At 72.0% G+C, this 25771-nt stretch carries 20 protein-coding genes; 6 read left to right on the plus strand and 14 right to left on the minus strand.

Going from position 1 to position 25771, the window contains the following annotated elements; translation table 11 throughout:
• Positions 1–663: maltotransferase domain-containing protein (locus ABZ490_RS49000; RefSeq protein WP_359006431.1), on the minus strand; the 663-nt coding region annotated here is incomplete at its 3' end.
• Between the two features lie 184 nt (positions 664–847).
• Positions 848–2050: a S8 family peptidase gene (locus tag ABZ490_RS49005; protein ID WP_359006434.1), complete on the minus strand. Its 1203-nt coding sequence runs from the start codon at positions 2048–2050 to the stop codon at positions 848–850.
• Positions 2051–2302: 252 nt separating this feature from the next.
• On the opposite strand from ABZ490_RS49005, the gene glgP reads away from it, so the two are divergent.
• Positions 2303–4927, plus strand: a complete 2625-nt coding sequence (gene glgP / locus ABZ490_RS49010) for an alpha-glucan family phosphorylase (RefSeq protein WP_359006437.1) — start codon at positions 2303–2305, stop codon at positions 4925–4927.
• A 119-nt stretch (positions 4928–5046) separates the two neighbouring features.
• Here the strand turns inward: glgP and ABZ490_RS49015 are convergent, their stop codons facing one another.
• From ABZ490_RS49015 to ABZ490_RS49055, 9 genes are all read right to left on the minus strand, one after another.
• Entirely contained in the window at positions 5047–5568 is a 522-nt protein-coding gene (locus tag ABZ490_RS49015) for a DUF1990 domain-containing protein (protein WP_359006501.1), read from the minus strand.
• Between the two features lie 81 nt (positions 5569–5649).
• The gene (locus tag ABZ490_RS49020; RefSeq protein ID WP_359006440.1) at positions 5650–7314 is read right to left on the minus strand and encodes a M4 family metallopeptidase; all 1665 of its coding nucleotides are present in this window, start codon (positions 7312–7314) and stop codon (positions 5650–5652) included.
• A 291-nt stretch (positions 7315–7605) separates the two neighbouring features.
• Positions 7606–9639, minus strand: a complete 2034-nt coding sequence (locus ABZ490_RS49025) for a M4 family metallopeptidase (protein WP_359006443.1) — start codon at positions 9637–9639, stop codon at positions 7606–7608.
• A gap of 177 nt (positions 9640–9816) precedes the next feature.
• Positions 9817–11676 (minus strand): ABC transporter ATP-binding protein, encoded by a 1860-nt coding sequence (locus ABZ490_RS49030; RefSeq protein ID WP_359006446.1) that lies wholly within the window; start codon positions 11674–11676, stop codon positions 9817–9819.
• The gene (locus ABZ490_RS49035; protein WP_359006449.1) at positions 11673–13475 is read right to left on the minus strand and encodes an ABC transporter ATP-binding protein; all 1803 of its coding nucleotides are present in this window, start codon (positions 13473–13475) and stop codon (positions 11673–11675) included. Before ABZ490_RS49035 ends, ABZ490_RS49030 begins: the two co-directional genes overlap by 4 nt.
• A 143-nt stretch (positions 13476–13618) precedes the next feature.
• Positions 13619–14122, minus strand: a complete 504-nt coding sequence (locus ABZ490_RS49040; RefSeq protein WP_340385087.1) for an ATP-binding protein — start codon at positions 14120–14122, stop codon at positions 13619–13621.
• A 302-nt stretch (positions 14123–14424) separates the two neighbouring features.
• Positions 14425–15192, minus strand: a complete 768-nt coding sequence (locus tag ABZ490_RS49045) for an enoyl-CoA hydratase-related protein (protein WP_359006452.1) — start codon at positions 15190–15192, stop codon at positions 14425–14427.
• Positions 15193–15276: 84 nt separating this feature from the next.
• Positions 15277–16527, minus strand: coding sequence for an Ig-like domain-containing protein (locus ABZ490_RS49050; protein ID WP_359006455.1), 1251 nt, complete (start codon positions 16525–16527; stop codon positions 15277–15279).
• 183 nt (positions 16528–16710) lie between these two features.
• Positions 16711–17952 (minus strand): Ig-like domain-containing protein, encoded by a 1242-nt coding sequence (locus tag ABZ490_RS49055; protein WP_359006458.1) that lies wholly within the window; start codon positions 17950–17952, stop codon positions 16711–16713.
• Positions 17953–18105: 153 nt separating this feature from the next.
• On the opposite strand from ABZ490_RS49055, the gene glgX reads away from it, so the two are divergent.
• Positions 18106–20340: a glycogen debranching protein GlgX gene (gene glgX, locus ABZ490_RS49060; protein ID WP_359006461.1), complete on the plus strand. Its 2235-nt coding sequence runs from the start codon at positions 18106–18108 to the stop codon at positions 20338–20340.
• Here glgX and ABZ490_RS49065 read toward each other — a convergent pair.
• Positions 20294–20800: a hypothetical protein gene (locus ABZ490_RS49065; RefSeq protein ID WP_359006464.1), complete on the minus strand. Its 507-nt coding sequence runs from the start codon at positions 20798–20800 to the stop codon at positions 20294–20296. The genes glgX and ABZ490_RS49065 overlap by 47 nt on opposite strands.
• A 126-nt stretch (positions 20801–20926) precedes the next feature.
• Between ABZ490_RS49065 and ABZ490_RS49070 the strand changes: the two genes are divergently transcribed.
• Both ABZ490_RS49070 and ABZ490_RS49075 read left to right on the plus strand, forming a co-directional pair.
• Positions 20927–21760, plus strand: coding sequence for a polysaccharide deacetylase family protein (locus tag ABZ490_RS49070; protein WP_359006467.1), 834 nt, complete (start codon positions 20927–20929; stop codon positions 21758–21760).
• Positions 21760–22938 (plus strand): hypothetical protein, encoded by a 1179-nt coding sequence (locus ABZ490_RS49075; RefSeq protein WP_359006470.1) that lies wholly within the window; start codon positions 21760–21762, stop codon positions 22936–22938. The genes ABZ490_RS49070 and ABZ490_RS49075 overlap by 1 nt, the downstream gene beginning before the upstream one ends.
• Here ABZ490_RS49075 and ABZ490_RS49080 read toward each other — a convergent pair whose 3' ends face one another.
• On the minus strand, positions 22939–23580 hold the full coding sequence (locus ABZ490_RS49080; RefSeq protein ID WP_359006473.1) for a GNAT family N-acetyltransferase: 642 nt from the start codon (positions 23578–23580) through the stop codon (positions 22939–22941). It abuts the gene before it with no gap.
• Positions 23581–23629: 49 nt separating this feature from the next.
• Between ABZ490_RS49080 and ABZ490_RS49085 the strand changes: the two genes are divergently transcribed.
• A complete protein-coding gene (locus ABZ490_RS49085; protein WP_359006477.1) occupies positions 23630–24544 on the plus strand; it encodes a MerR family transcriptional regulator in 915 nt (304 codons plus the stop codon).
• 60 nt (positions 24545–24604) lie between these two features.
• Positions 24605–24817, plus strand: coding sequence for an EF-hand domain-containing protein (locus ABZ490_RS49090; RefSeq protein WP_359006480.1), 213 nt, complete (start codon positions 24605–24607; stop codon positions 24815–24817).
• Positions 24818–25053: 236 nt separating this feature from the next.
• Here the strand turns inward: ABZ490_RS49090 and ABZ490_RS49095 are convergent, their stop codons facing one another.
• Positions 25054–25719: a hypothetical protein gene (locus ABZ490_RS49095; protein WP_359006483.1), complete on the minus strand. Its 666-nt coding sequence runs from the start codon at positions 25717–25719 to the stop codon at positions 25054–25056.
• Positions 25720–25771 lie beyond the last annotated feature (52 nt).

The following is a 25771-nucleotide window of genomic DNA, read 5'->3' on the forward strand; positions in this document are numbered from 1 at the left end:
CACGAGCAGGGGCAGCGGGTCGGAGGCGGTGAGCAGGTCCCGCAGCGGGTGGCGGGCCAGGACCGCGTCCACCTCCGGCGTCAACGCCGCCGCCAGCCGGGCGGCGGGCGGGCGGTTCTCGTCGCGCAGGGCGGCGACCGCGGCGCGCAGAACGGCGCGTTTCCCACCCCCCTTTGCCACCCCGGCCACCGCGCGCTCGTACAGCCGCGCGCCCTCCTCCAGGACCAGCTCGGTGTCCAGCCCCGCGGGGATCTTGATCTGTGCGTGGTGCCGCCAGGTGGCCACCGGGTCGCCCCAGGCCTCCACCCGGTACGTCCAGTGGCCCGGCGCGTCCGGGGTGACGTCGGCGCCCCAGCGGTCCGTGCCCGGAGCGAGTTCCCGCATCGGGGTCCAGGGACCGGGCCGGCCCTCGGGGTCCGTCAGGACGACATTGGCGGCGACGGCGTCATGGCCCTCGCGGAACACGGTCGCCGAGATCTCGAAGGTCTCACCGGTCACGGCCTTGGCGGGCCGGCGCCCCTGCTGCACCAGCGGGCGGACGTCGAGGACCGGGATGCGCCCGACGGCGGTGGGCCCGGGCGGTGCCGCTGGAGAGGCATGGGTGGCCTCGGGGCGGGGGGTTCGGGGTGTCGGGGGTGATGACGAGTGGTGCGTGGCGGGCATGACCGCTCCTGTCCGCATCAACGAGGGTGGGCGGAGGGATGTGGGGTCCAGTACCGGGGGAGCCTTCCCACCCTGATCGGGTGCGCATTCCGGCACTTTGTTAACTACTCGCGCGTATGTCTACGCACAAGACCGGCCCCGTTCGCGGCCTCGGCGGGCGCGGGGAGCCGCTCGCGGTGGTCCGTCATCCGGCGGGGGGCACCTGGAGGAGTTTGTTCGGCGAACCGGCCCCGCGGCCGGAGATTTTGCCGTTCACGGCGCCCGCGGCCAGCGCCCGGGCCACCTGTGCCGGTGTGGCTTTCGGGTGACCGGCGAGATACAGCGCGGCCGCTCCCGCCGCGTGCGGTGCCGCCATCGACGTACCCGACCCGGTGACGCGGCCGCTGTCGCTCGCGGACGACGCGGAGGTGATGGACACCCCCGGGGCGAACAGGTCGAGGGCCGAGCCGTAGTCGGAGAACGCGGCCCGGGCGTCCCGGCGGTCGGTGGCCCCGACGGTGAGGGCCTCCCGGACATCGGCCGGGGACCCCAGGGCGGCGGGCCGGCCCCCGTTGCCGGCCGCGACCACATAGGTGACGCCGGAGCGGATCGAGGCGCGGACGGCCGCGTCGAGCTGGGCGTTGTACGAGCCGCCCAGACTGAGATTGGCGACGGCCGGCCTGCGGGCGTGCCGGGTGACCCACTCGATGCCGGCGATGACCCGGGCGGTGGTGCCGGCGCCCGTGTCGTCCAGGACGCGTACGGCGACGACCTTCGCCTTCGCCGCGACGCCGAGGGTCCGGCCCGCGACGATCCCGGCGACCTGGGTGCCGTGGCCGTTGCCGTCGGGGGCGCCGCGGTCGCCGCCGACGAAGTCCCAGCCGTAGCTCGCGCGTCCGCCGAACTCCTCGTGGCCGATCCGGATCCCGGTGTCGATGACGTACACCGTCACCCCGGCGCCCCCGGAACCGGGCGCCCGGTAGCCGCCGTCCAGCGGCAGACCCGGCTGGTCGACCCGGTCCAGCCCCCAGGACGGCGGGTTCCGCACGGAGTCCACCGTCACCGTCGTGTCCTGGACGACCGAGGCGACCGCCGGGTCGGCCGCGAGCCGCCGGGCCGCTCTCGCGTCCGCGTGCACGGCGAAGCCGTTGAGGACCGTGCCGTAGGTGTGGCTGATTCTCACCCCGTAGGCGCTGACGAGGCGCCGGCCGGCGTCCGAGGACGCCCGGGTGGACCCCTTCAGCGTCACGAGATAGCTCCCGCCGACGGAACCGGGCCGTCCGGCGCCGACGACTCTTCCCTCCGGTACGGCCTGCGCGGGCGGACTCGCGGCCGACAGGACCATGGCCGTGACGACCGCGGTCAGGCTCCCCGCCCGGCGCAGACGCCGGGTGTGCGTCCGTGCCATGGTTCGCGTTCCCCTCCTCGACTCGGCGCGCACCGGCCCGGATACGGCGACCGGGCGTGCCACTGGGCAGCCTCTCGTGCGGGGTGGAGGGTCACAAGGTGGCCTAGGGGGGTGAATCGGCCATATCGCCGTTTGCGTGATCCGGCCGGTCTGGCCTCCGGCCGGGGCGAGGACAACACCGGTACGGTGCTGGATGACCGGGCGTACACAGCCGTACGTCCATCCAGCGAACGCGCCACGCCGAGGTGGAATGTGAAGGCGATCCGTCGATTCACCGTCCGACCCCTTCTCCCCGAACCCCTCCGGCCGCTCAGTGACCTGGCCCGCAATCTGCGCTGGTCATGGCACGCGGACACCCATGAACTCTTCCAGTCCGTCGATCCCGAACGCTGGGCCGCCTCGGACGGGGACCCGGTACGACTGCTCGGCGGCGTACGGCCGGAGCGCCTCGCCGAACTGGCCGAGGACCGCCGGTTCCGGCGCCGGCTGACCGCCGCCGTCGACGAGCTGCACGACTATCTGACCGGCGACCGCTGGTACCAGAGCCGGCCCACCGCCGCCGAACTCCCCGCCGCCGTCGCCTACTTCTCGCCCGAGTTCGGCATCACGGCCGCCCTGCCCCAGTACTCCGGCGGCCTCGGCATCCTCGCCGGCGACCATCTGAAGGCGGCCAGCGATCTCGGGGTCCCGCTGATCGGCGTCGGACTCCTCTACCGCCACGGCTACTTCCGCCAGACCCTCTCCCGCGACGGCTGGCAGCAGGAGCACTATCCCGTCCTCGACCCCAACGAACTGCCGCTGAGCCTGCTGCGGGAGGAGGACGGCACCCCCGCCCGGGTCTCCCTCGCCCTGCCCGCCGGCCGGCAGCTGCACGCCCGGATCTGGCTGGCCCGGGTGGGCAGGGTGCCCCTGCTGATGCTCGACTCCGACGTCGAGGAGAACGACCTCGGCGAACGCGGGGTGACCGACCGGCTCTACGGCGGCGGCAGCGAGCACCGGCTGCTCCAGGAGATGCTGCTCGGCATAGGAGGTGTCCGGGCGGTACGGACGTACTGCCGGCTCACCGGGCACGCCCCGCCCGAGGTGTTCCACACCAACGAGGGGCACGCGGGCTTCCTCGGCCTGGAGCGGATCGCCGAACTCGGCGACGACGGACTGGACTTCGACTCGGGACTGGAGGCGGTCCGGGCGGGAACCGTCTTCACCACCCACACCCCCGTCCCGGCCGGCATCGACCGCTTCGACCGCGAGCTGGTCGCCCGCCACTTCGGCCCCGACGCCGAACTCCCGCGCATGGACGTCGACCGCATCCTGCGGCTGGGCATGGAGACCTACCCCGGCGGCGAACCGAACCTCTTCAACATGGCCGTGATGGGCCTCAGGCTCGCCCAGCGCGCCAACGGCGTGTCCCTGCTGCACGGCCAGGTCAGCCGGGGGATGTTCGCCGGCCTGTGGCCCGGTTTCGACTCCGACGAGGTACCGATCACCTCCGTCACCAACGGGGTGCACGCCCCGACCTGGGTGGCCCCCGAGGTGCTGCGGCTCGGCGCCCGCCAAGTGGGCGCCCAGCGGGCCGAGGACGCGCTGGCCGTCGGCGAGGGCGACCGCTGGGACGTCGTCTCCGGCGTCTCCGACCAGAGCATCTGGGACCTGCGGCGCGTCCTGCGCGAGCAGCTGGTGGTGGAGGTGCGCAAACGGCTGCGGGCCTCCTGGCGGCAGCGCGGCGCGGGCACCGCCGAACTGGGCTGGATCGACAGCGCCCTGGACCCCGACGTCCTGACCATCGGATTCGCGCGCCGCGTCCCGTCGTACAAGCGCCTCACCCTCATGCTGCGCGACCGCGACCGCCTGATGGAACTCCTCCTCCACCCGACCCACCCGATCCAGATCGTGGTCGCGGGCAAGGCGCACCCGGCGGACGACGGCGGCAAACGCCTGGTCCAGGAGCTGGTCCGGTTCTCGGACGACCCCCGGGTCCGCCACCGGATCGTCTTCCTCCCCGACTACGGCATGGCGATGGCGCAGAAGCTGTACCCCGGCTGCGACATCTGGCTCAACAACCCGCTGCGCCCCCTGGAGGCCTGCGGCACCTCCGGGATGAAGGCGGCGCTCAACGGCTGTCTCAACCTCTCCGTCCTGGACGGCTGGTGGGACGAATGGTTCCAGCCCGACTTCGGCTGGGCGATCCCCACCGCGGACGGCGCCGGCACCGACCCCGACCACCGCGACGACATCGAGGCGGCGGCCCTGTACGACCTCCTCGAACAGCGCATCACGCCCCGCTTCTACGAGCGGGGCCGCGCCGGGCTCCCCGACCGCTGGATCGAGATGGTCCGCCAGACCCTCACCCTGCTCGGCCCGAAGGTCCTGGCCGGCCGGATGGTCCGCGAGTACGTCGACCGGCTCTACACCCCGGCCGCCCAGGCGCACCGCGCGATGAACCCGGACACCGCCCGTGAACTCGCCGTCTGGAAGGCACGGGTGCGGGCCGCCTGGCACGCGGTGACGGTCGACCACGTGGAGACGTCGGTCGCCACCACGACCGCCGAACTCGGCACCACCCTGGCCCTGCGCGTCCGGGTGGGCCTCGGCGACCTCGCCCCCGAGGACGTCGAGGTCCAGGCGGTCTCCGGCCGGGTCGACGAGGAGGACCGCATCACGGACGCGTCCACCGTCCCCCTGAAGGCGGCCTCCGGCCCCGACCTGGAGGGCCGCTGGCTCTACGAGGGCCCCCTGTCCCTGGACCGCACGGGCCCCTACGGCTACACGGTCCGCATCCTCCCCTCCCACCGCCTCCTCGCCTCGGGCGCGGAACTGGGGGTGCTGGCGGTGCCGGGGGAGGACGGGGGTGCGGGGGCGGGGGTGCTGATGCGGTAACGGCACGGTGAGGCAAGGGCGTCGGGCGGTCGCGGTGGGCTGCCCGACGGGCGCCGGTTCCGGCCGACAGCGCTGTGGTGCGAGGTCGCCGGGTGAGCCCCGGTGAGCCGGCGCTTCGGTCAGTTCTTCGGGTCCCGTTCGCACAAACCCCGCAGGACCGTGCCGCACTTGCGCGCATACGCCTGCTGCAACCCCCGCGTAGCCGGTCCCGCCGCTCGCGCGTACCACTTCGCCGCGCGGCTGAAGGCCGAGACCGTCAGCCAGACCGTGCCGTCGCCCGTGCGGTCGACCAGGAAGGACTCCTCGCCGGACTCGGGGTGGCCGGTGAGCGTGCCGTAGGCCCAGCCGGCGCGGCGGTGTTCGTCGGCCGTCCATATGACCCGGCAGGGGGCCTTGATCAGGCCGGCCAGGGTGATCGTGACGTCCACGTCGGGGGCCGCGCGGTCCGCCTCGGTGGTGACGCCTACGCCCATCGCGCGGTGCATCTCCCAGGTCATGACGGCCTCCGCCGCGCGCCGGAAGAGGTCGTGGCCCTCGCCGACGCGGGTGCGCACGTGCAGGGGGTGGAAGCCGGGCGGGCAGAAGCCGGGGCGGTCGCGGGTCGCGCCGACGTCGTCGTAGGTGAAGTCCTTGGGCGGCATGGGAGGCATGGGAGACAAGCGTAGGGCGGTACCCGGGGGTGTCTTCCTCCCGGGTACCGCCCCACCTCATGCTTCAGGCCGTCAGGCGGTGACGTTGACCGCCGTCCAGGCCGCGGCGACCGCGGCGTACTCGGTGCTGCTGGAGCCGTACAGGGCCGACGCCGCGCTCAGGGTCGCCGTGCGGGCGCCCTTGTAGTTCGTCGTCGAGGTCATGTACGTGGTCAGCGCCTTGTACCAGATCTGGAGCGCCTTGGCGCGGCCGATGCCGGTGATCGTGGAGCTGTTGTACGTCGGCGAGTTGTAGGTCACGCCGTTGATCGTCTTCGAGCCGCTGCCCTCGGACAGCAGGTAGAAGAAGTGGTTCGCGACACCGGACGAGTAGTGGACGTCCTTGCTGCCGACGGAGGAGGACCAGTAGTCCGACGAGCCGCCGTCCTTGCTGGGCTTGTCCATGTAGCGCAGCGGGGTGCCGTCGCCGTTGATGTCGATCTTCTCGCCGATGAGGTAGTCACCGGGGTCGTTGGAGTTGGCCGCGTAGAACTCCACGCCGGTGCCGAAGATGTCCGAGGTGGCCTCGTTGAGGCCGCCGGACTCGCCGGAGTAGTTCAGGCCCGCGGTGTTGGCGGTGACGCCGTGGCTCATCTCGTGGCCGGCCACGTCCAGCGAGGTCAGCGGGTTGACGTTGCCCTCGCCGTCGCCGTACGTCATGCAGAAGCAGCTGTCGTCCCAGAACGCGTTGACGTACGCGTTGCCGTAGTGGACGCGGGAGTAGGCGGCCACGCCGTTGTTCTTGATGCCGCTGCGGCCGAAGGTCGACTTGTAGAAGTCCCAGGTCACCTGGGCGCCGTAGGCGGCGTCGACGGCGGCGGTCTGGTCGGTGGTGGAGCTGGAGGCCGCGCCGGTGCCCCAGGTGTCGTCGGCGTCGGTGAACAGCGTGCCCGCCGAGGAGGACGTGCCGTGCGACTTGTTGTACGTCTTGTGGCCGCCGCGGGTGCCGTCGGTCAGCTGGTACGTCGAACCCGACAGCGTGGTGTTCAGGGTGACGGTGCCGGAGTACAGGCTCTTGCCGGTGCCGGTCTCGATGCCCTGGTACTCGTAGAGCTTCTTGCCGGTGGCCGCGTCGGTGACGACGTGCAGTTCGTTCGGGGTGCCGTCGTCCTGGAGGCCGCCGACGACCGTCTCGTAGGCGAGGACCGGCTTGGCGCCGTTGCCCGCCCAGATCACCTTGCGGGGCGCGTTGTCCGCCGCGGTCTTGGCCGAGCCGGCGGCCTTGGCGAGGGTCAGCGCCTGCTTCTCCGCCTTGGCGGCGGTGACGACCGGCTTGAGCGAGGCGACCTTGATGGTGGTCTTCGTCGCCTTGGTGACGCCCTTGTTCACGCCGGCGGCCGACTCGTGGACGACCAGGTCGCCGCCGAGCACCGGCAGGCCCGCGTAGGTCCGCTCGTAGCGCGTGTGGACGGTGCCGTCGGCGTCCTTGACGACGTCCCGGACGACCAGCTTCTCCTTGGTGCCGAGGCCTATCTCCTGAGCCGTCGCGGTCGCGTCGGCCTGCTTGTCCTTGATCAGCGCGGTGCGTGCGGAGGCGGAGAGCGCGGTCGGCGCGGCCGACGGCTTGGCGGCGGCGTCCGCGGCGGTCGGGGCGGCGACGGCACCGGAGGTCAGACCGGTGGTCACCAGGGCTCCGGCCGCGACAGCGGTGGCGATCGCCAGGGTGGTCCGCTGGTGACGCGCGTAGAGGGAGGTCACACAAGCTCCTTGGGTGTGGGGGTGCCCGGACGGCGTGGGGATGCTGTCCGAAGCTGTTGTGAAGTTGTGCGGCGGTTGTCACGAAGCCTCGCATCAAGGTCGCGTACATGTCAGGACCCCCCTGTGATGTTGGCCGAAAATCGACCAACGGATGAACATTGCCGGAATGTAAACCGAGTTGACCTCGGTAAAAGGCCAACAGGTCGCGGGCAATCGGCTGGCAAAAAGAAGGTGCCGCCCCGGAGGAACGCGTCCTCCGGGGCGGCACCCTGTGAGCTGCCTGTCCGAGACCTACGGGAACGTCAGCTTCCAGCTGTTGATGTAGCCGGTGTCGGCGGCCGCGTTGTCCTGGACCCTCAACTGCCAGACACCGTTGGCGACCTCGGAGGAGGCGTTCACCGTGTACGTGGTGCTGAGGTTGTCCGTGCTGCCTCCGGTGCCGTACGCCTTCAGCGTGTACGCCGTGCCGTCGGGGGCGACCAGCTGCACCTGGAGGTCACCGATGTAGGTGTGGACGATGTCCACCCCGACCTGGAGGTTCGAGGGCGCGTTGCCGGTCCGGCCGGAGACGGTGATCGACGAGGTGACCGCCGCGCCGTTGTCCGGAATCGATACGTCGGCGGTGTTCTCGAAGGAGGTGCCGCCGCCCCCTCCGCCACCGGGCCGCGAGCCGACCGCGACGCCGGCCCAGGCGTTCGCCACCGCCGTGTACTCGGCGCTCGTCGTGCCGTACAGCTCACCCGCCGCCGCGAGGGTGCCGGTGCGGGCGCCCGCGTAGTTGGTGGTCGAGGTGAACTTCGTGGTCAGCGCGCGGAACCAGATCTTCTCCGCCTTGTCCCGGCCGATGCCGGTGACCGCGAGACCGTCCGATGTGGGCGAGTTGTAGGTGACACCGTTGATCGTCTTGGTGCCGCTGCCCTCGGAGAGGAGGTAGAAGAAATGGTTCGCCGGGCCGGACGAGTAGTGCACGTCGACCGAGCCGATGCCGGAGTACCAGCTGTCCTTCGACGCGCCGTCCTTGCTCGGCTTGTCCATGTAGCGCAGCGGGGTGCCGTCCCCGTTGATGTCGATCTCCTCGCCGATGAGGTAGTCACCGACGTCCGAGGAGTTGTTGGCGTAGAACTCCACCGAGGTGCCGAAGATGTCCGAGGTCGCCTCGTTGAGGCCGCCGGACTCGCCGGAGTAGTTCAGGCCCGCGGTGTTGGAGGTGACGCCGTGGGTCATCTCGTGGCCCGCCACGTCGATCGCCGTCAGCGGGTGGGTGTTGCCCGAGCCGTCGCCGTACGTCATGCAGAAGCAGCTGTCCTGCCAGAACGCGTTGACGTACGCGTTGCCGTAGTGGACCCGGGAGTACGCGCCCACGCCGTCGCCGCGGATGCCGCTGCGCCCGTGCACGTTCTTGTAGTAGTCCCAGGTCAGGGCCGCGCCGTAGTGGGCGTCGGCGCCCGCGGTCTCGGCGTTCGACGCCGCGCCGTTGCCCCAGACGTCGTCGGAGCCGGAGAACAGCGTGCCGGTGCCGGAGGTGCCCCGGTTGAGGTTGTACGTCTTGTGGTTGCCGCGCGCCGCGTCGGTCAGGTTGTACGTCGACCCGGACTGGCTGGTGCCGAGCGTCACCGTGCCGCTGTACATGGTGTTGCCGGTGCCGGTCTCGATGCCCTGGTACTCGTAGAGCTTCTTGCCGGTGGCCGCGTCGGTGACGACGTGCAGTTCGTTCGGGGTGCCGTCCTCCTGGAGGCCGCCCACGACCGTCTCGTACGCCAGGACCGGGGTGCCGTTCGCCGCCCAGATCACCTTGCGCGGCGCGCGGTCGGTGGCCGCGCCCGCCGCGCCGTCGGCCTTCGCCAGGGTCAGGGCCTGCTTCTCCGCCTTGGCCGCGGTGACGGTGGGCGTGAGCGAGGCGACCTTGATGGCGGCGCCGGTGGCCTTGCGGACGGCCTCGGTCGCGCCGGACTTCGCGGTGTCCACGACCAGGTCGCCGCCGAGCACGGGCAGCCCGGCGTAGGTGCGCTCGTAGCGGGTGTGCAGGGTGCCGTCCCCGTCCTTGACGACGTCACGGACGACCAGCGCCTCCTGGGCGCCGAGGCCCAGCTTCCGGGCGGTCGCCGCCGTGCCGGCGTCGGCCGTGCGGATCAGCTGGGCGCGCTGGGCGGGGGTGAGCTTGACGGACTCGGCGCCCGTCGGCCTCGGGGCCCGTTCCGGGGCGGCGGTCGCGGCGCCGGACTGCACGGCGGCGGCGATCAGCGCGGAGACGCCGATCAGGGCGACGGCGGCGGTGCTGCGGACTGCGGTGTGGGGGGTGCGTCTGCGAGAGGACGTGCTTCTCACCACTGACTCCTTCTGCTGGACACGACAAAGGCGGTGCGCAGAACGGTTTTGCTGTGGGGTTGCTGTGAAGCAGCAGTGGGAAGAGTGGCAGGGGATTGCGCTCTCTGTCAGGAGCGCGTCAGGAATTTGGCCGGAAACGGTCCGTTGTCCGGGAGTCCATGTTCGCTATACGGACCATCAGGCCAGGCTGTCCCGCCAGGCCCGGTGCAGGTCCGCGAAGCGGCCCGTGCCCGCGATGAGCTCGGCGGGGGCGCCGTCCTCGACGATCCGCCCGTGCTCCATCACCAGCACCCGGTCGGCGATCTCCACCGTCGACAGCCGGTGCGCGATCACCACCGCCGTACGGCCCTTCAGCACCGTCGCCATCGCGGCCTGCACGGCCCGCTCCCCGGGGATGTCCAGCGAGCTGGTCGCCTCGTCCAGGATCAGCACCGCCGGATCCGCGAGCAACGCCCGTGCGAACGCGACGAGTTGCCGCTGACCCGCGGAGATACGACCGCCCCGCTTGCGGACGTCGGTGTCGTAGCCGTCGGGCAGCGCGCTGATGAACTCGTGCGCGCCGATCGCCTTCGCCGCCCGCTCGATCTCCTCCCGGGACGCGTCCGGGCGCCCGATGGCGATGTTCTCGGCGACCGTGCCGGAGAACAGGAACGCCTCCTGCGTCACCATGACCACCCCGCGCCGCAGCTCGGGTACGGCGAGCTCGCGCAGATCGACCCCGTCGAGCAGCACCCGCCCGCCGGACGGGTCGTAGAAGCGGGCCAGCAGCTTGGCCAGGGTGGACTTGCCCGCGCCGGTGGAGCCGACGACCGCGACCGTCTGCCCGGCGGGCAGGGTGAGGGCGAAGCGGGGCAGGACCTCCCCGCCGGTCCGGTAACCGAAGGACACCCCGTCGAACACGACCTCGCGGCCCGGCAGTTCGCCCCGGCGGGCGGGCAGCTCCCTGGGCACCGACGGCTCGGGCACCGACGGCGTCTGCGCCAGCAGCCCCGCGATCTTCTCCAGCGAGGCCGCCGCCGACTGGTACGAGTTGAGGAACATGCCGAGCCGGTCGATCGGGTCGTACAGCCGCCGCAGATACAGCACCGCCGCCGCGAGCACGCCCAGTGCCAGCGTGCCGCCCGCCACCCGGTGGGCGCCCCACAGGACGATCAGCGCGACGGCCGTGTTGGCGACGATCCGCGAGCCGGTGACGTACCGGGCCATCTCCAGCAGCGCGTCGCCGTTCGTCCGCTCGTGGCGGTGGTTGAGGACCCGGAAGTCGGCGTCGTTGACGGCCTCGCGGCGGAAGGCACGCACCGGCCGGATGCCGTTCATCGTCTCCACGAACTTCACGATCACGGCCGCGATCGCGGTGGACCGCACGGTGAACACCCGCCCCGCGCGCCGCTGGTAGATCCGGACCAGCAGGTACAGCGGCACGAACGACGCCACCGCCACCGCGCCGAGCCCGAGGTCCAGCCAGAGCAGCATCGCCGAGATGTACACGAAGGACAGCACCACGGTCACCAGCTCCTGGAGACCCTCGTTGAGGAGCTCGCGCAGGGACTCCACGTCCGTGGTGGAGCGGGAGATGAGCCGGCCCGAGGTGTAGCGCTCGTGGAAGTCCACGCTGAGGGCCTGCGCGTGCCGGAAGATCCGGCCGCGCAGATCGAGCAGCACGTCCTGGTTGACCCGGGCGGCCGCGATCAGGAACGCGTACTGGAGCGCGCCGGAGGCCAGCGCGCAGCCCAGATAGCCGACGGCCACCGCGATCAGCGGCCCGTTGTCGCCGGTCCGGAACGCGGGCACCGCGCGGTCGAGGGCGTACGCCACCAGCAGCGGGCCCGCCTGGACGGCCGCCTGCTGGAGCAGCAGCAGGAGCGTGGTCAGCGCGACCCGTGCCCGCAGGGGGGCGAGCAGGGAGCGCAGCAGGATGCCGGTGGCGCCGGGCGGGGTGGGCAGGACGTCCTTGTCGAAGGGGTCGTCGACGGCGCGGACGGGCCGGTCCTCCGGCGGGTCGTCGGTGCCGGGGGACGAGGTGGCGGGGGCACTCATCGGTCGTCCTCCTGGCGGCCGTTCCCTGACATGAGGTGGGCGTACTCGGTGTGGGCGCGCAGCAGTTCCTGGTGGGTGCCGACGGCGGTGATCCGGCCCCCGGAGAGCAGGGCGACCCGGTCGGCGAGCAGCACGGTGGACGGGCGGTGGGCCACGATGAGCGCGGTGGTGTCGGCGAGGACCCGGCGCAGCGCGGCCTCCACGGCGGCCTCGGTGTGGACGTCCAGCGCGGACAGCGGGTCGTCGAGCACGAGGAACCTCGGCTGCCCCACCACGGCTCTGGCCAGCGCCAGGCGCTGCCGCTGTCCGCCGGAGAGGCTGAGGCCCTGCTCGCCCACCTGGGTCCCGGTGCCCTGCGGGAGGCCGTGCACGAACTCGGCCTGGGCGACGGCGAGCGCCCGCTCCAGTTCGGCCGCGCCGGCCCGGCCGTCCGCGCCCATCAGCACGTTCTCCCCGACGCTCGCCGAGAACAGCGTCGGCTCCTCGAAGGCGACGGCGACCTTGGCGCGCAGTTCCTCGCGGGTCATCGCGGTGATGTCCTCGCCGTCGAGCGTGATCCGCCCGGCGGTCACCTCGTGCAGCCGGGGGACGAGCGCGGTGAGGGTGGTCTTGCCGCTGCCGGTGGCGCCGACGAGGGCCATGGACTCCCCGGGCCGGATGTGCAGGTCGATCCGGTCCAGGGTCGGGGGCGAGGAGGGATCGGCATCGGGATACCGGAACACGACCCCGGCGAAACGGAGCCCGTCGCCGGAGCCCCCGGCACCCGTGCCCGCGGCACCGCCACGCCCGCCGGTGGCCGTCTCCGTCTCCGGCTGTTCGTCCATCACCTCGAAGTAGCGTTCCGTCGCGGTCGCCGCCTCCTGGCTCATCGCGAGGAGGAAACCGATGGAGTCGACCGGCCAGCGCAGGGCGAGGGCCGTCGACAGGAAGGCGACCAGGGTGCCGGCGGACAGGTCCCCGTCCGCCACCTGGACGGTGCCCAGAACCAGCGCCGCCCCGATCGCCACCTCGGGCAGGGTCACGATGACGGCCCAGATCGTCGCCAGCAGCCGGGCCTTGCGCAGTTCCGTCCCGCGCAGGGTCGACGACAGCGCGCGGAAGGCCCGTGCCTGGCTGCGGTGCCGGCCGAACCCCTTGATGATCCGGATGCCGAGCACACTCTCCTCGACGACCGTCGTCAGATCGCCGACCTGGTCCTGGGCGAGCCGCGCCACGACCGCGTACCGGTTCTCGAAGACCACGCACATCACCATGACGGGGAGGGCGGGCCCCAGGATCACCAGACCCAGGGACCAGTCCTGGAGCAGCATGATGATCACGCCAACGAGGATCGTCACCGCGTTGACCAGCAGGAACGTCAGCGGGAAGGCGAGGAACATCCGCAGCAGCATCAGATCGGTGGTGGCCCGGGACAGCAGCTGTCCCGAGGCCCACCGGTCGTGGAAGGCCACCGGCAGCCGCTGGAGATGCCGGTACAGGTCGGCCCGCATCTCCGCCTCGACCTGCGAGAGCGGCCGCGCCACCAGCCAGCGCCGCAGCCCGAACAGCCCGGCCTCCAGGAACCCGAGCAGCAGCAGGTACAGGGCCCCGAGCCAGACGCCCGCCGGGTCCCGGTCGGCGACCGGACCGTCCACCATCCACTTCAGGACGAGCGGGATCACCAGCCCGACACAGGAGGCGACGACGGCCACGGCCGCGGCGGTGGACAGCCGCACCCGCACCGGCCGCACATACGGCCACAGGCGCAGCAGCGTCCGCACCGCGGACCGGTCCTTGGTGGTTGCACGTGTCGTCGACATCACGAGCGAGCCTACGGATCGCCACTGACATCGCCCACCGAGTTTCGGCCGGTGCCCCATCGGTCGCTGGTCCTACGACCTGCGGGTTCGCAGGGTTTGTACCCCCTTGCGGGTGAATCTCGGGAGGGTGACGGAGGCCCGGGTCAGCGGTCCGCGACGCGCATCTCGAACCAGGTCGTCTTGCCGCGGGGCAGCAGGTCCACGCCCCAGCGGTCGGAGAGTTTGTCGACGAGGAAGAGGCCGCGGCCGCTGATGTCCAGTTCCTGGACCGGCATGAGGCAGGGCAGGCCCCGGGAGGGGTCGCGGACCTCGACGCGGATCCAGCCGCGGCGCCGGCGCAGCCGGAGGCCGAAGACGCGGGCGCCGGTGTGGCGTACGGCGTTGCCGACGAGTTCGGAGACGAGCAGGACCGCGTCCTCGGTCATCTTGGGGGACAGTCCCCACTGGCGCAGGACGACGACCTGGGTGAGGCGGCGGGCCGTGGCGGCGGACTCGGGGCGGGAGGGGAGCGGAACCTCACCCTCCGTGGGATTGCCGAACAACTCCAGCGCCTTCAGCGCCCGTTCGTCCTCCACCGCAGGCGACCAGCGTGCCGCGGCCACGTGTCCGTGCCCCCGCGGCTGTTCGACATCCTCCAGCCCCGCCATGCCCCCATCATGGCCGTCCGGGGCGTCCTCCGGGGCCGTTCCGGCGGAATACGCCCCCTCGGCGGCAGTGCCGGACACGGGGCCCGCGGCCTGCGCCGGGGGCGGTTCGGAGTCCGGAAAAGCCGTGTTGACCTGCGGTGACGGATCCTGTGCGGGCAATCGCCGGACTCCCTCGACAAGGCGGGCTCAGGGTCGACCCCAGGGTCCCATGAACCGCCCCATCGAGGGACCCGGACGGGACATCTCGTATGAGACATCCCGTCAATTGCAAGCAACTGCAACCTCGTTCGGGGAGACGTGCCTCACAGGAACTTGGCCTTGCCCGGCCCCTCCTCGACGAAGCTCCGCATGCCGATCTCGCGGTCGGCGGTGGCGAACAGGCCCGCGAACCAGTTGCGCTCGACCGCCAGACCGGTGTCGATGTCCGTCTCCAGGCCGGTGTCGATCGACTCCTTCGCGGCGCGCAGCGCGAGCGCCGGGCCCTGGGCCAGCTTCGCGGCCCAGGCGTGGGCCTGCGGGTACACCTCGGCCGCCGGGACCACCCGGTCCACCAGGCCCAGGGTCAGCGCCTCGTCCGCCTTCACCATCCGGCCGGTGAAGATGAGGTCCTTCGCCTTGGAGGGACCGATCAGCCGGGCCAGCCGCTGGGTGCCGCCCGCGCCGGGGATCAGCCCGAGCAGGATCTCCGGCTGCCCCAGCTTGGCGTTGTCCGCCGCGATCCGGAAGTCCGCGCAGAGGGCCAGCTCGCAGCCGCCGCCCAGCGCGTAGCCCGTGACGGCGGCCACGACCGGCTTGGGGATCCGGGCCACCGCCGTGAAGGAGTCCTGGAGGGCGCGCGAGCGCAGGACCATCGCGGTGTGGTCCATGTCCTGCATCTCCTTGATGTCCGCGCCCGCCGCGAACACCTTCTCCCCGCCGTACACCACGACGGCGCGGACGTCGTCCCGGCGGGTCGCCTCCTCGGCCAGCTCCTTGAGCCGGTCCTGCGTGGCGACGTCCAGGGCGTTCATGGGCGGGCGGTCGAGGCGGATCGTGCCGACGCCCTCGGCGACTTCGAGATGAACGGTCATGGCAGCAGGTTAACCACCATTAACGACGGCGGGCCCGGTGCCGTTGGTCACAGCACCGGGCCCGCCGCACAAGCCGTTACGTCGTCACTTGGTCCACTCGGCCCAGGAGAGGTTCCAGCCGTTGAGGCCGTTGGCCGGGTCGACCGTCGGGTCGGTGGAGTTCTTCACCGTCACCACGTCGCCGACGATCGAGTGGTTGAAGAACCACGCGGCCGGGACACCGCTGTCGTAGCCGCCGCGCACATCGCGCAGGCCGATGCAGCCGTGGCTGGCGTTGTAGTTGCCGAAGGCGTCGCCGCCCCAGTAGTTGCCGTGCACGAAGGTGCCGGAGTTGGTCAGCCGCATGGCGTGCGGGACGTCCTTGATGTCGTACTCGCCGTCGTAGCCGACGGTGTCGCCGTTCATCCGGGTCACCGTGAACTTCTCACTGATGACCATCTGGCCGTTCCAGGTGGCGTAGCCGGGCTTGCCCGTGGTCACCGGGATCGTCTTGTAGAGCTTGCCGTCCCGCATGACCTTCATCGTGTGCTTCTTGGCGTCCACGATCGACACCTGGCTGCGGCCGATGGTGAAGGAGACGGTCTTGGACTGCTTGCCGTAGACGCCCTTGCGGCCCTCGACGCCGTCCAGGTTCAGCGTGACGGTGACCTTGGTGCCGGCCTTCCAGTACTGCTCCGGGCGGAAGTCCAGGCGGTCGTTGCCGAACCAGTGGCCCTCGACGTCCACGGCCGGCTCGGTCTTGATCTCGATGGCCTTCTCCACGTCGGCCGGCTTGGTGATGCCGCGCGTGAACCGGACCGAGAACGGCATGCCGACGCCGACGGTGGAGCCGTCCTCGGGCGTGAAGTTGCCGATGAAGGTGTTCTGCGGGCTGAGCGTGGTGAAGGAGGAGTCCTCGGCGGCCGTACGGCCCTCCCCGTCCTTCGCGACCGCGTGCACCTGGTACTTCGTCGCGGCGGCGAGGTGCGTCGCGGGCGTCCAGCCGCTGCCGTCGGCCGAGATCGTGCCCTTGATCGCCGTACCGTCGTCGTCCTTGACGGTGACCTCGGTCAGCTTGCCCTTCGCCGCGCTCACCTTCAGGACACCGCTGGTGTCGACGTCCTCGGCGCCGGTCTTCGGGGCGATCGTGACGACCGCCTCCGACTGCTTGCTCCCGGCCGCCGCCGTGCTGCCCTTGTCGTTCTTGTCCTTGGCGTCGGACCCGGAGTCCGAGCCGCCGCCCCCGCCGCACGCCGTGACGGCGAGCAGCATCCCGCCGACGATCAACGCCAGCCGCCTGTTGCGGCCGCGTGGACGCCCCGCGATCGACGCCCCCGATATCGGTCGCACGTTCAAGTCGTTCTCCCCTCCCAGGGCCTGGTCAGGCCCCCACCCCCGCGCTTTCCCGCGCGATCATTTGCGCATATTAACCGTGCGGTTTTGAGCTGCGTGTCAGGTGAATGTCACCGTTCTGTCGCAACTTGGACCATGATCACGCGGGGAAGGTTGCACGGCGGGGAGAGGTTGTCCGCGGTCGGGTCACCCGGCGTCCTGCGCGGTCCAGTCCTCCCAGCTCATGTTCCAGCCGCCGAGCCCGTTGTCCGGCGCGACCTCCTTGTCCTTGCTGTGGACGACCTCGACGACGTCCCCGATCAGCGAGCGGTCGAAGAACCAGCCCGCGGGGGTGTCCGAGGCACCGCCCCGGACGTCCATGAGTCCGACGCAGCCGTGGCTGACGTTGGCGTTGCCGAAGACGTCCGGCTCCGCCCAGTAGTTGCCGTGCAGGAAGGTGCCGGACTCGGTCAGCCGCATGGCGTGCGGCACGTCCGGGATGTCGTACTCGCCCTTGCCGTCCTTCTTCTTGAAGCCGACCGTGGCCCCGTTCATCCGGGTCAGTTCGAGCATCTCGGTGACGACCATCTTCCCGTTGTACGTCGTCGTCCTCGGCGCCCCGGCCGTGATGGGCACGGTGGCGATCAGGTCGCCCTCGCGCCACACCTTCATCGTGTGCTTCTCCGCGTCCACCAGGGAGACCTGGCTGCGGCCGACGGTGAACGAGAACGTCTTGTACTGGAGCCCGTACACCCCGGGCGCGCCCTCCACGTCCCGCAGCCGCAGCGCGACCGTGACCTTGGTGCCGGGCCTCCAGTACTCCTCGGGGCGGAAGTCGAGCCGGCCGCCGCCGAACCAGTGCGGCCGGATCTCCACGGCCGGCTCGGCGGTCACCTCGATCGCCCGCTGCACGGCGGCCCGGTTCTCGATCTCCCGGCTGAAGTCCAGCGAGACGATCATCCCGGTGCCCACCGTGGAGCGGTTCTCCGGGGAGACGTATCCGATGAACCGCTCGTCGGGGACGTAGGTGGTGAACGTGGTGTGCCGGGCAGAGCGGTTGCCGTCGCCGTCCAGCGCCACCACGTCGACCGTGTAGCGGGCGGCCAGCGCCAGCCGGCCGCCGTCCGGCCGCCAGCTCCTCCCGTCGGCCGAGATCCGGCCCGCCACCCTCGTCTCCTGGGCGTCCTGCGACCGCACCACCTTCACCGACTCAAGCCGCCCGTCCGGCACCCGGACCAGCAGCCCCGTCTCCGGCCGCACCCCCTTCGCCTGGTCGTCCGGGGTCACCCGGATGACGTCCTCGGGGGCCGCCGGTCTGCCGAGCATCCGGTCCAGCCCGCTCCTGCCGTCGCCCGAGCAGCCCGCGGCCCCGGCCAGGAGTCCGGCCCAGGTCACTACGGCGGCCACTGCGACGCCCGCGCGCCGTGCGCGCCCATGTACGTACCTCACGGTGTGTCCAACGACCGGGTGCGCCCCGGGGAAACGTGAGTGCGAGGCGCGCTCTGGGCAGAACAGGGGGAGGACGACAGCGCGGGGCGGCGGCGGCCGGGACGCCGCACGCCTGCCCCTACGTCGTACCCACGAGCCGCGGGAGGCTGAACGGTGTCCAGCGCAGCCGAGCAGGAGGCGGTGGCGGAGGAACGCGCCACGCCGGACACCCGACTGAACGGGGTGTCCCAGAAGGTGCCCGGCGTGCCTGTGCGCCCGGGTGCGCCCACCCCGCTCGGCGCCCGCTTCCGGGTCGGCCCGGACGGGGTCGCGGGCACCAACTTCGCTCTGTGGGCGGGCGGCGCGGAGGCCGTCGAGCTGTGTCTGTTCGACGAGGCCGGCCGGGAGACCCGGGCCGCGCTGACCGAACTGACCCACGAGATCTGGCACGGCTTCGTCCCCGGCGTGATGCCGGGCCAGCGCTACGGCTTCCGGGTGCACGGCCGCTGGGACCCGTGGACCGGCGGCCGCTGGAACCCGGCGAAGCTGCTCCTCGACCCCTACGCCCGCGCGGTCGACGGCGAGTTCACCCTCCCCGCGGAGGTGTACGGGCACGTCAGGGACTGGCCCCAGCAGCAGGTCGCGGACACCGTGCGCGACGAACGGGACTCGGCGCCTTACGTCCCGAAGGGCGTCGTCGTCCACGATGACGACGACTGGGCCGACGACCGCCGCCCCAAGACCCCGTGGGCCGACTCGGTCATCTACGAACTCCACGTCAAGGGCTTCACCAAGCGCCACCCCGGCATCCCCGAGGAACTCCGCGGCACCTACGCCGGACTCGCCCACCCGGCGGCCGTCGCGCACCTGGTGAAGCTGGGCGTGACGGCGGTGGAGCTCCTCCCCGTCCACCAGTTCGCCCACGAGGACCACCTGCTGCGCCGCGGCCTGAGGAACTACTGGGGCTACAACTCCGTCGGCTACTTCGCCCCGCACGCCGGCTACGCCTCCTCCGGTACGACCGGACAGCAGGTCGGCGAGTTCAAACGGATGGTCCGCGCCCTGCACGCCGCCGGTATCGAGGTGATCCTCGACGTCGTCTACAACCACACCGCCGAGGCCGGCGAACTCGGCCCTACCCTCTCCCTCAAGGGCATCGACAACCGCGGCTACTACCGCCTCCAGTCCGACGCCCGCCGCTACGCCGACTACACCGGCTGCGGCAACACGCTGCACGTGGTGCAGCCGCACGTCCTCCGGCTGATCACGGACTCCCTGCGCTACTGGGTCACCGAGATGGGCGTGGACGGCTTCCGCTTCGACCTCGCCGCCGCCCTCGCCCGCTCCATGCACGACGTCGACATGCTCTCCCCGTTCCTCGCCGTCATCGCCCAGGACCCGGTGCTGCGGCGGGTCAAGCTGATCGCGGAACCGTGGGACGTGGGGTCGGGCGGCTACCAGGTCGGCGCCTTCCCGCCCCTGTGGACCGAGTGGAACGACCGCTACCGCAACGCCGTGCGCGACTTCTGGCGGCACGCCCTGCCGGACGTCCGCGAGATGGGCTACCGGCTGTCCGGCTCCAGCGACCTCTACGCCTGGGGCGGGCGCCGCCCGTACGCCTCGGTCAACTTCGTCACCGCCCACGACGGCTTCACCCTGCGCGACCTCGTGTCCTACGAGCGCAAGCACAACGAGGCCAACGGCGAGGGCAACCGGGACGGCACCGACGACAACCGGGCCTGGAACTGCGGGGCCGAGGGCGAGACGGACGACGAGCGGGTCCGCGCGCTCCGGCGCCGGCAGCTGCGCAACCTGCTCACCACCCTGCTGCTGTCGACCGGCGTGCCCATGCTGGTCGCGGGCGACGAACTCGGCCGCACCCAGGGCGGCAACAACAACGCCTACTGCCAGGACAACGAGACCGGCTGGCTGGACTGGAGCCTGCTGGAGGAGCCCGCCTGGCGCGCACTCCTCGACCTGACCTCCCGTCTGATCGCGCTGCGGCACCGGCACCCGGTGCTGCGCCGCCGCGCCTTCTTCTCCGGCCGCGCCCACTCGGCGGACGGGCTGCGCGACCTGGCCTGGTTCACCGCGCGGGGCACGGAGATGACCGAGGGCGACTGGTACGCCCCCGCCGCGACGCTCGGCATGTACCTCTCCGGCCGGGACATCCCCGGCCGCGACGAACGGGGCGCCCCCATCACCGACGACAGCTTCCTCGCGGTGCTGCACGCCGGGGACCGGCCGGTGAGCTTCGTCCTGCCGGGACCGCCGTGGGCCGAGCGCTACGAGGTGGTCGTCGACACCTCCCGCGAGGACCAGACCGAGCCGCCGGGCGTGGTCCACCGGGCGGGGGAGGCGATCACGGTGCCGGCGCGGGCGGTGGTGCTGCTGCGGGTGGCGGGCTGAGCCGCCGCGCCTCCCAGCACTCCGTCAGTTCCCCGACCTTCTCCGCGAACCGCGCGTCGACGAACGACGTCGGCGCGGGCAGGGTCGTCCGGCGGCCGTCCGCGAGGTGCGCCACCACCTGGCTCACCCCGAGGACCCGGCGGACCTCCAACCGCTCGATGCCGGACCAGGGAAGGTCACGGCGTGCCCCGTGCACGACCACCAGGGCGTCCTCGGTGAGGGTCACCCCGCGCCGCCGCCCCGTCAGCGCCAGGACGGCGACGCCGACGAGGGACCAGCCGAGCACCTGCCCGAGGTCGCGCGCGCTCATCGGGTCGTCGGTGAGGAACTGCCCGGCGTACAGCACCAGGGAGGCGCTCAGGAAGCCGACCGCACCGGGGAGGACGCGTTGCGCGAGGCCGAGCCGGAACGATCGCCCGGAGCCCGAGCCCTGCGCGGCCCGGGGAGCGGAGGAGTTCAAGGAGACCACCGTTCACTGAGGGGCTCCAGGGTGGCATGCCGGCCCTACGGAAGGCAGGGGCCGGTCGGCGCCGACTCCGGCCGCCACGCGGATGAATGACTCCGTTTCTTACCTTTTGCCCCTTAAATGGTGCGGGTGACTTCGACCGACCGCCGTGCCGCGCTGCAGGCGGGTGCCGGACTGGTCGCCGGGGGCGCGTTCGCCGGTGCGTGCTCCACGTCCGGCTCCGCCTCCGGCCCCCCGTCCGGCGCGTCCCCCGGCCCGCCCTCGCCCCCGACGCCCGCACCGGCCTCCGCACCCGGCACCGCCGCCTCCCCCGCCGGCCCCCGGCCCGCCCCGGCCCCCCGCGCCTTCCCCGGACAGCCCGCCCAGATCAGCCACGGCCCCCGTGACCGGCCCCGGGTCGCCCTCACCTTCCACGGGCAGGGCGAACCGGCCCTCGCCGAGGCCCTCCTGGGGGAGGCCGAGCGGCACGGGGCACGGGTCACCGTCCTCGCCGTCGGGACCTGGCTCGACGCCCACCCGGCCCTGGCCCGCCGGATCCTCGACGGCGGCCACGACCTCGGCAACCACACCCACCGCCACCTCGACATCAACGCCATGTCCGAGACCGAGGCGCGCGGCGAGATCGAGGAGTGCGCCCGGCGGCTCACACGGCTCACCGGCTCCGTCGGGACCTGGTTCCGGCCCTCCCGCGCCTCCCGCGCCTCCCCGCTCGTCCAGCGGCTGGCCCGCGCCGCCGGCTACCCCCACGTCCTGTCCTACGACGTCGACTCCCTCGACTTCACCTCGCCCGGCGCCGCCGCCGTCACGGCCAACGTCCTGCGCGAGGTCCGCGACGGATCCGTCGTGAGCCTGCACTTCGGCTACGCGGACACCCTCGCCGCGCTCCCCGCCGTACTGGACGAACTCGCCCGCCGCGGACTGCGCGCGGTCACCACCACGGAGCTGATCGGCTGATGCGACCCCCCCTCCTCACCCGTGCCCTGTTCACCGCCGCCGCCCTCACCGCCCTGGCCGCCTGCGGCGGCGGGACCGGGGACCGGCCCGACCGGGCCGCCACCACCAAGGCCGCCGTCCCCGCCCCGGTGCGCAAGCCGGCCGTGGACGGACTGCCCGGCATGCCGCCCGTCCTCGACCCGAAGGACGTCTACGCCGCCGACCGCCCGAACAAGCTCTCCCCGGTGGTCAAGGACTTCCCGTCACGCGTCTACGTCCCCAACACCGAGTCCGACACGGTCTCCGTCATCGACCCGAAGACCTACGAGGTGATCAGGACCCTGCGGGTGGGGCGGCAGCCGCAGCACGTGGTGCCCTCCTGGGACCTGAAGACGCTCTGGGTCAACAACGACCGCGGCAACACCCTCACCCCCATCGACCCGCGCACGGGGAGGACGGGCAAGCCGGTCGACGTGCACGACCCGTACAACCTGTACTTCACGCCCAACGGCAAGTACGCCGTCGTCATGGCCTCCCTCGACCGTGAACTCGTCTTCCGCGACCCGCACACCATGAAGCGGATCAGCACCGAACCCGTCACCTGCTACGGCGTCAACCACGCCGACTTCTCCCTCGACGGCCGCTACTTCATCGTGTCCTGCGAGTTCAGCGGGGAACTGCTGAAGGTCGACACCGAGAAGATGAAGGTGATCGCCCAGCAGAAGCTGCCCTTCAAGGGCGCCATGCCGCAGGACGTCAAGATCTCGCCCGACGGCAAGCGGTTCTACATCGCGGACATGAAGGCCGACGGCCTGTGGATCCTCGACGGCGACACCTTCGCCCGGCCCGCCTTCCTCCCCACCGGCAAGGGGACCCACGGCCTGTACGTCAGCCGCGACTCCCGCGAGATGTACGTCTCCAACCGGGGCGAGGGCACGATCTCCGTCTTCGACTTCGCCCGGGGCGAGGTCACCCGCAAGTGGCGGCTGCCCCACGGCGGCAGCCCCGACATGGGCGGCGTCTCGGCGGACGGCAAGGTCCTGTGGCTGTCCGGCCGCTACGACGCCGAGGTGTACGCCATCGACACCCGCACCGGGAAGCAGCTCGCCCGCATCCCCGTCGGCAGCGGCCCGCACGGCCTCGCCGTCTACCCCCAGCCCGGCCGCTACTCCCTCGGCCACACCGGCATCTTCCGGTAGTCAGCGGCGGGCGGTCAGCAGCAGTTCCGCGCCCACCGGCACATACCCCGCCGCCTGGAACGCCCGTAGGCTGCGGGCGTTCCCCGGGGCGACCTGGGCCCACACCGGCTCGTCGGCGAGATGGCGGGCGGCGGTCACCAGCAGCCGGCCGAGGCCCCGGTGCCGCAGCGGCCCGTCCACCTCGACGGAGACCTCCAGCCGCCCGCCGATCCCGCGCCCGGTCACCAGCACCCCGCCGTCCGCCGACCACGCCCGCACCTCGTGACGCCGGCGCAGGGCGTAACGGATCCGGGGATGGCCGCGGTCCTCGATCTCCGTCAGGGGCAGCTCCGGCGGCGGCCCGCCCGGCAGCGGTGCGGCCACCAGCATCGCGTCGATCGTCTCGGCCGTGCGCCCCGTGCGCTCCATCAGCGCCGCGAGGAAGCGCGGGTTCATCGAGGCGGAGAGCGCGTCGCAGTCCACGGCGCGCAGGGTGTCGTACACCCACCGCGGGTCCTCGTCCGTGAAGACCACCGAGTGCGCCGTGAAGGCGAGGACGCCCGCGTCGCGCGGGGACAGCTGCCCGACGACCGTCGTCCGCCCGTCCTCCGGGGGGAAGACGCCCTGCGCGGCCCCGTCGAGAATGTCCCGCAACGTCTCCACCGCACCGCTCCTTGAGTCTCCACCCACTGGAAGGCCCAGACTCGCAGACATGATCGACGACGGCACCGGCCTGTTCACCATCGGCGAGCTGGCCCGCGCCACCGGACTGACCGTGCGCACCATCCGCTACTGGTCCGACGAGGGCGTCCTGACCCCCGTCACCCGCTCCGCCGGCGGCTACCGGCTCTACGACGCCGAGTCCGCCGCCCGCCTGGAACTGATCCGCACGCTGCGCGAACTGGGCCTCGGCCTGGCCGACGTCCGGCGGGTGCTGGCGGGGGAGCGGACGGTCGCGGAGGTCGCGGCGGCCCATGTGTCCGCGCTGGACGCGCAGATCAGGTCGCTGAAGGTGACCCGGGCGGTGCTGTCGTCGGTGGCCCGGCGCGGTTCGAGTGCGGAGGAGATGACCCTGATGAACAAGCTGGCACGGCTCTCGGCGGCCGAGCGCAGAAGGATCCTGGAGGAGTTCGTGGACGAGATGTTCCACGGGCTGGACACCGCGGACCCGGTGATCCGCGAGCGGATGCGGGCCACGGCCGTGGACCTGCCGGAGGAGCCGACACCCGAGCAGGTGGACGCCTGGGTGGAGCTGGCCGAGCTGCTCCAGGACCCGGAGTTCCGGGCGCAGATGCGCCAGGTCGCCGAGTTCAACGCGGCGGACCGGGGGCCCGAGGTGCCCGCCGGGGCGTCCCTGTGGTTCGCCCGGCGGCTGGTGCTGGCGGCGGCGCAGGCCCGCGCGCGGGGCGTCGCCCCCGGCTCCCCGGAGGCGGCGCAGGTGCTGCGGGGCGTGCTCGGCGACGCGGATCCGGCCGAGGTCCTCGCCCGCCTCACCGCCCCGTCGAACCACCAGGTGGCCCGGTACCGGGAGTTGCTGGTGACGGTGAAGGGCCAGGCGCCCGAGGCCGCCCACCGGGAGGAGTTCGCCTGGGTGGTCGCGGCGCTGGAGGCGCGCACGGGCAGCTAATCTGACCTGCGTCAGTTCGACAGCAAGACACCGCAAGGTATGGCGAAGAGGGGCGGATCGGTGGCCGACATCGAAGAAGCACGCACGCAGTTCCAGCGCATCGACACGGACGGCGACGGTTTCATCACCGCCGCCGAGTTCAAGAGCGCCCTGGCCCAGGAGGGCGACTGGAACGTCACCGAGTCGGTGGCCGAGGCCATCATCAAGACCCGCGACCTCAACGGCGACAAGGTCCTGTCGTTCGACGAGTTCTGGACGTACCTGAGCAAGTAGGTCGGGGAGGGGGCGTCCCGGACGGGACGCCCCCTTTTTTTATGTCCTTCTATTTTTATGTCCTTCTATGCCTTTCCGCCCGGCGAGACCACCCCGGTCCGGCCGCGCCAGGGCGCCGGGGTGTTCGTCACCGCCCCGTCCTGCGCGAGGGACTGGTCGACCTGCCGGCTCTCACCGGGGCGTTGTCAGTGCCGCCCGGCACAATCGCGCCATGCTCTCGATCCACACGACAGGCGCTAGCGGGGGCCGGGCCGTTCCAGTACGGAGGGGTCGGTGAACGCCGGGTCCCGGGGGGTCTCCGTGCGGAAGTCCCGGCCGGAGTCCCAGGCCCAGCTCTCCTCCTCCTCGGCCAGTCGCTCGACCATCTCGAAGAACCGGTCCTCGACCGGCCGCAGCCCGGCCACCGTGCCGGTCAGGTCCCGCGCGTCGACGAACCGTGCCCCGCTCCTGCCGACGGACAGCACCGCCAGCCATCCGTCGTCGTCGGCGTCCCAGAGACCGGCGCCGGTCTCCGCCCAGAACAGCACGGTGTCCTCGGTGTCCCCGGACGTGAACGGCCCGGTCGCGGCGAGCAGGAGCAGTGCCGTGTGGATGCTCCGCTCGCGGTACCCGAGATGCAGGAGATACGCCTCCAGCGCCCCGTCCCGGTACACCAGCACACCGTCCACGGACTTCCCCGAACAGGCGCCCTCGGCCCGCTCCGCGAAGTACTCCCGGGGAGTCGTCCCCGTATCGGCGGAGTCCCACTCCGTGTCCGCGCGACGGCCGTCCCAGAGCCAGCCGTCGAACATGTCGGCCGGGTTGGCGATCGCGCTCAGGTCCGCCACGGGAGTGCTCAGCCACCGCTCGAACCCGTCCCGGGTCATCGGGATACGGGCGGCCACCAGGAAACTGTCCGACAAGATCTCCCCCTTGCTCACACCCCACCATCACCCTGATCCAGGCTCATTGTGA

It is taken from the genome of Streptomyces sp. NPDC005811, from assembly GCF_040630405.1.
Taxonomy (GTDB): domain Bacteria; phylum Actinomycetota; class Actinomycetes; order Streptomycetales; family Streptomycetaceae; genus Streptomyces.

Bases quoted from the DNA above. Each gene is read 5' to 3' on its own strand.
- ABZ490_RS49035 (WP_359006449.1), bottom strand. From the start codon at position 13,475: ATGTCGACGACACGTGCAACCACCAAGGACCGGTCCGCGGTGCGGACG.
- ABZ490_RS49030 (WP_359006446.1), bottom strand. From the start codon at position 11,676: ATGAGTGCCCCCGCCACCTCGTCCCCCGGCACCGACGACCCGCCGGAG.
- ABZ490_RS49045 (WP_359006452.1), bottom strand. From the start codon at position 15,192: ATGACCGTTCATCTCGAAGTCGCCGAGGGCGTCGGCACGATCCGCCTC.
- ABZ490_RS49075 (WP_359006470.1), top strand. From the start codon at position 21,760: ATGCGACCCCCCCTCCTCACCCGTGCCCTGTTCACCGCCGCCGCCCTC.
- ABZ490_RS49040 (WP_340385087.1), bottom strand. From the start codon at position 14,122: ATGGCGGGGCTGGAGGATGTCGAACAGCCGCGGGGGCACGGACACGTG.
- ABZ490_RS49085 (WP_359006477.1), top strand. From the start codon at position 23,630: ATGATCGACGACGGCACCGGCCTGTTCACCATCGGCGAGCTGGCCCGC.
- ABZ490_RS49015 (WP_359006501.1), bottom strand. From the start codon at position 5,568: ATGCCGCCCAAGGACTTCACCTACGACGACGTCGGCGCGACCCGCGAC.
- ABZ490_RS49070 (WP_359006467.1), top strand. From the start codon at position 20,927: ATGGTGCGGGTGACTTCGACCGACCGCCGTGCCGCGCTGCAGGCGGGT.
- ABZ490_RS49005 (WP_359006434.1), bottom strand. From the start codon at position 2,050: ATGGCACGGACGCACACCCGGCGTCTGCGCCGGGCGGGGAGCCTGACC.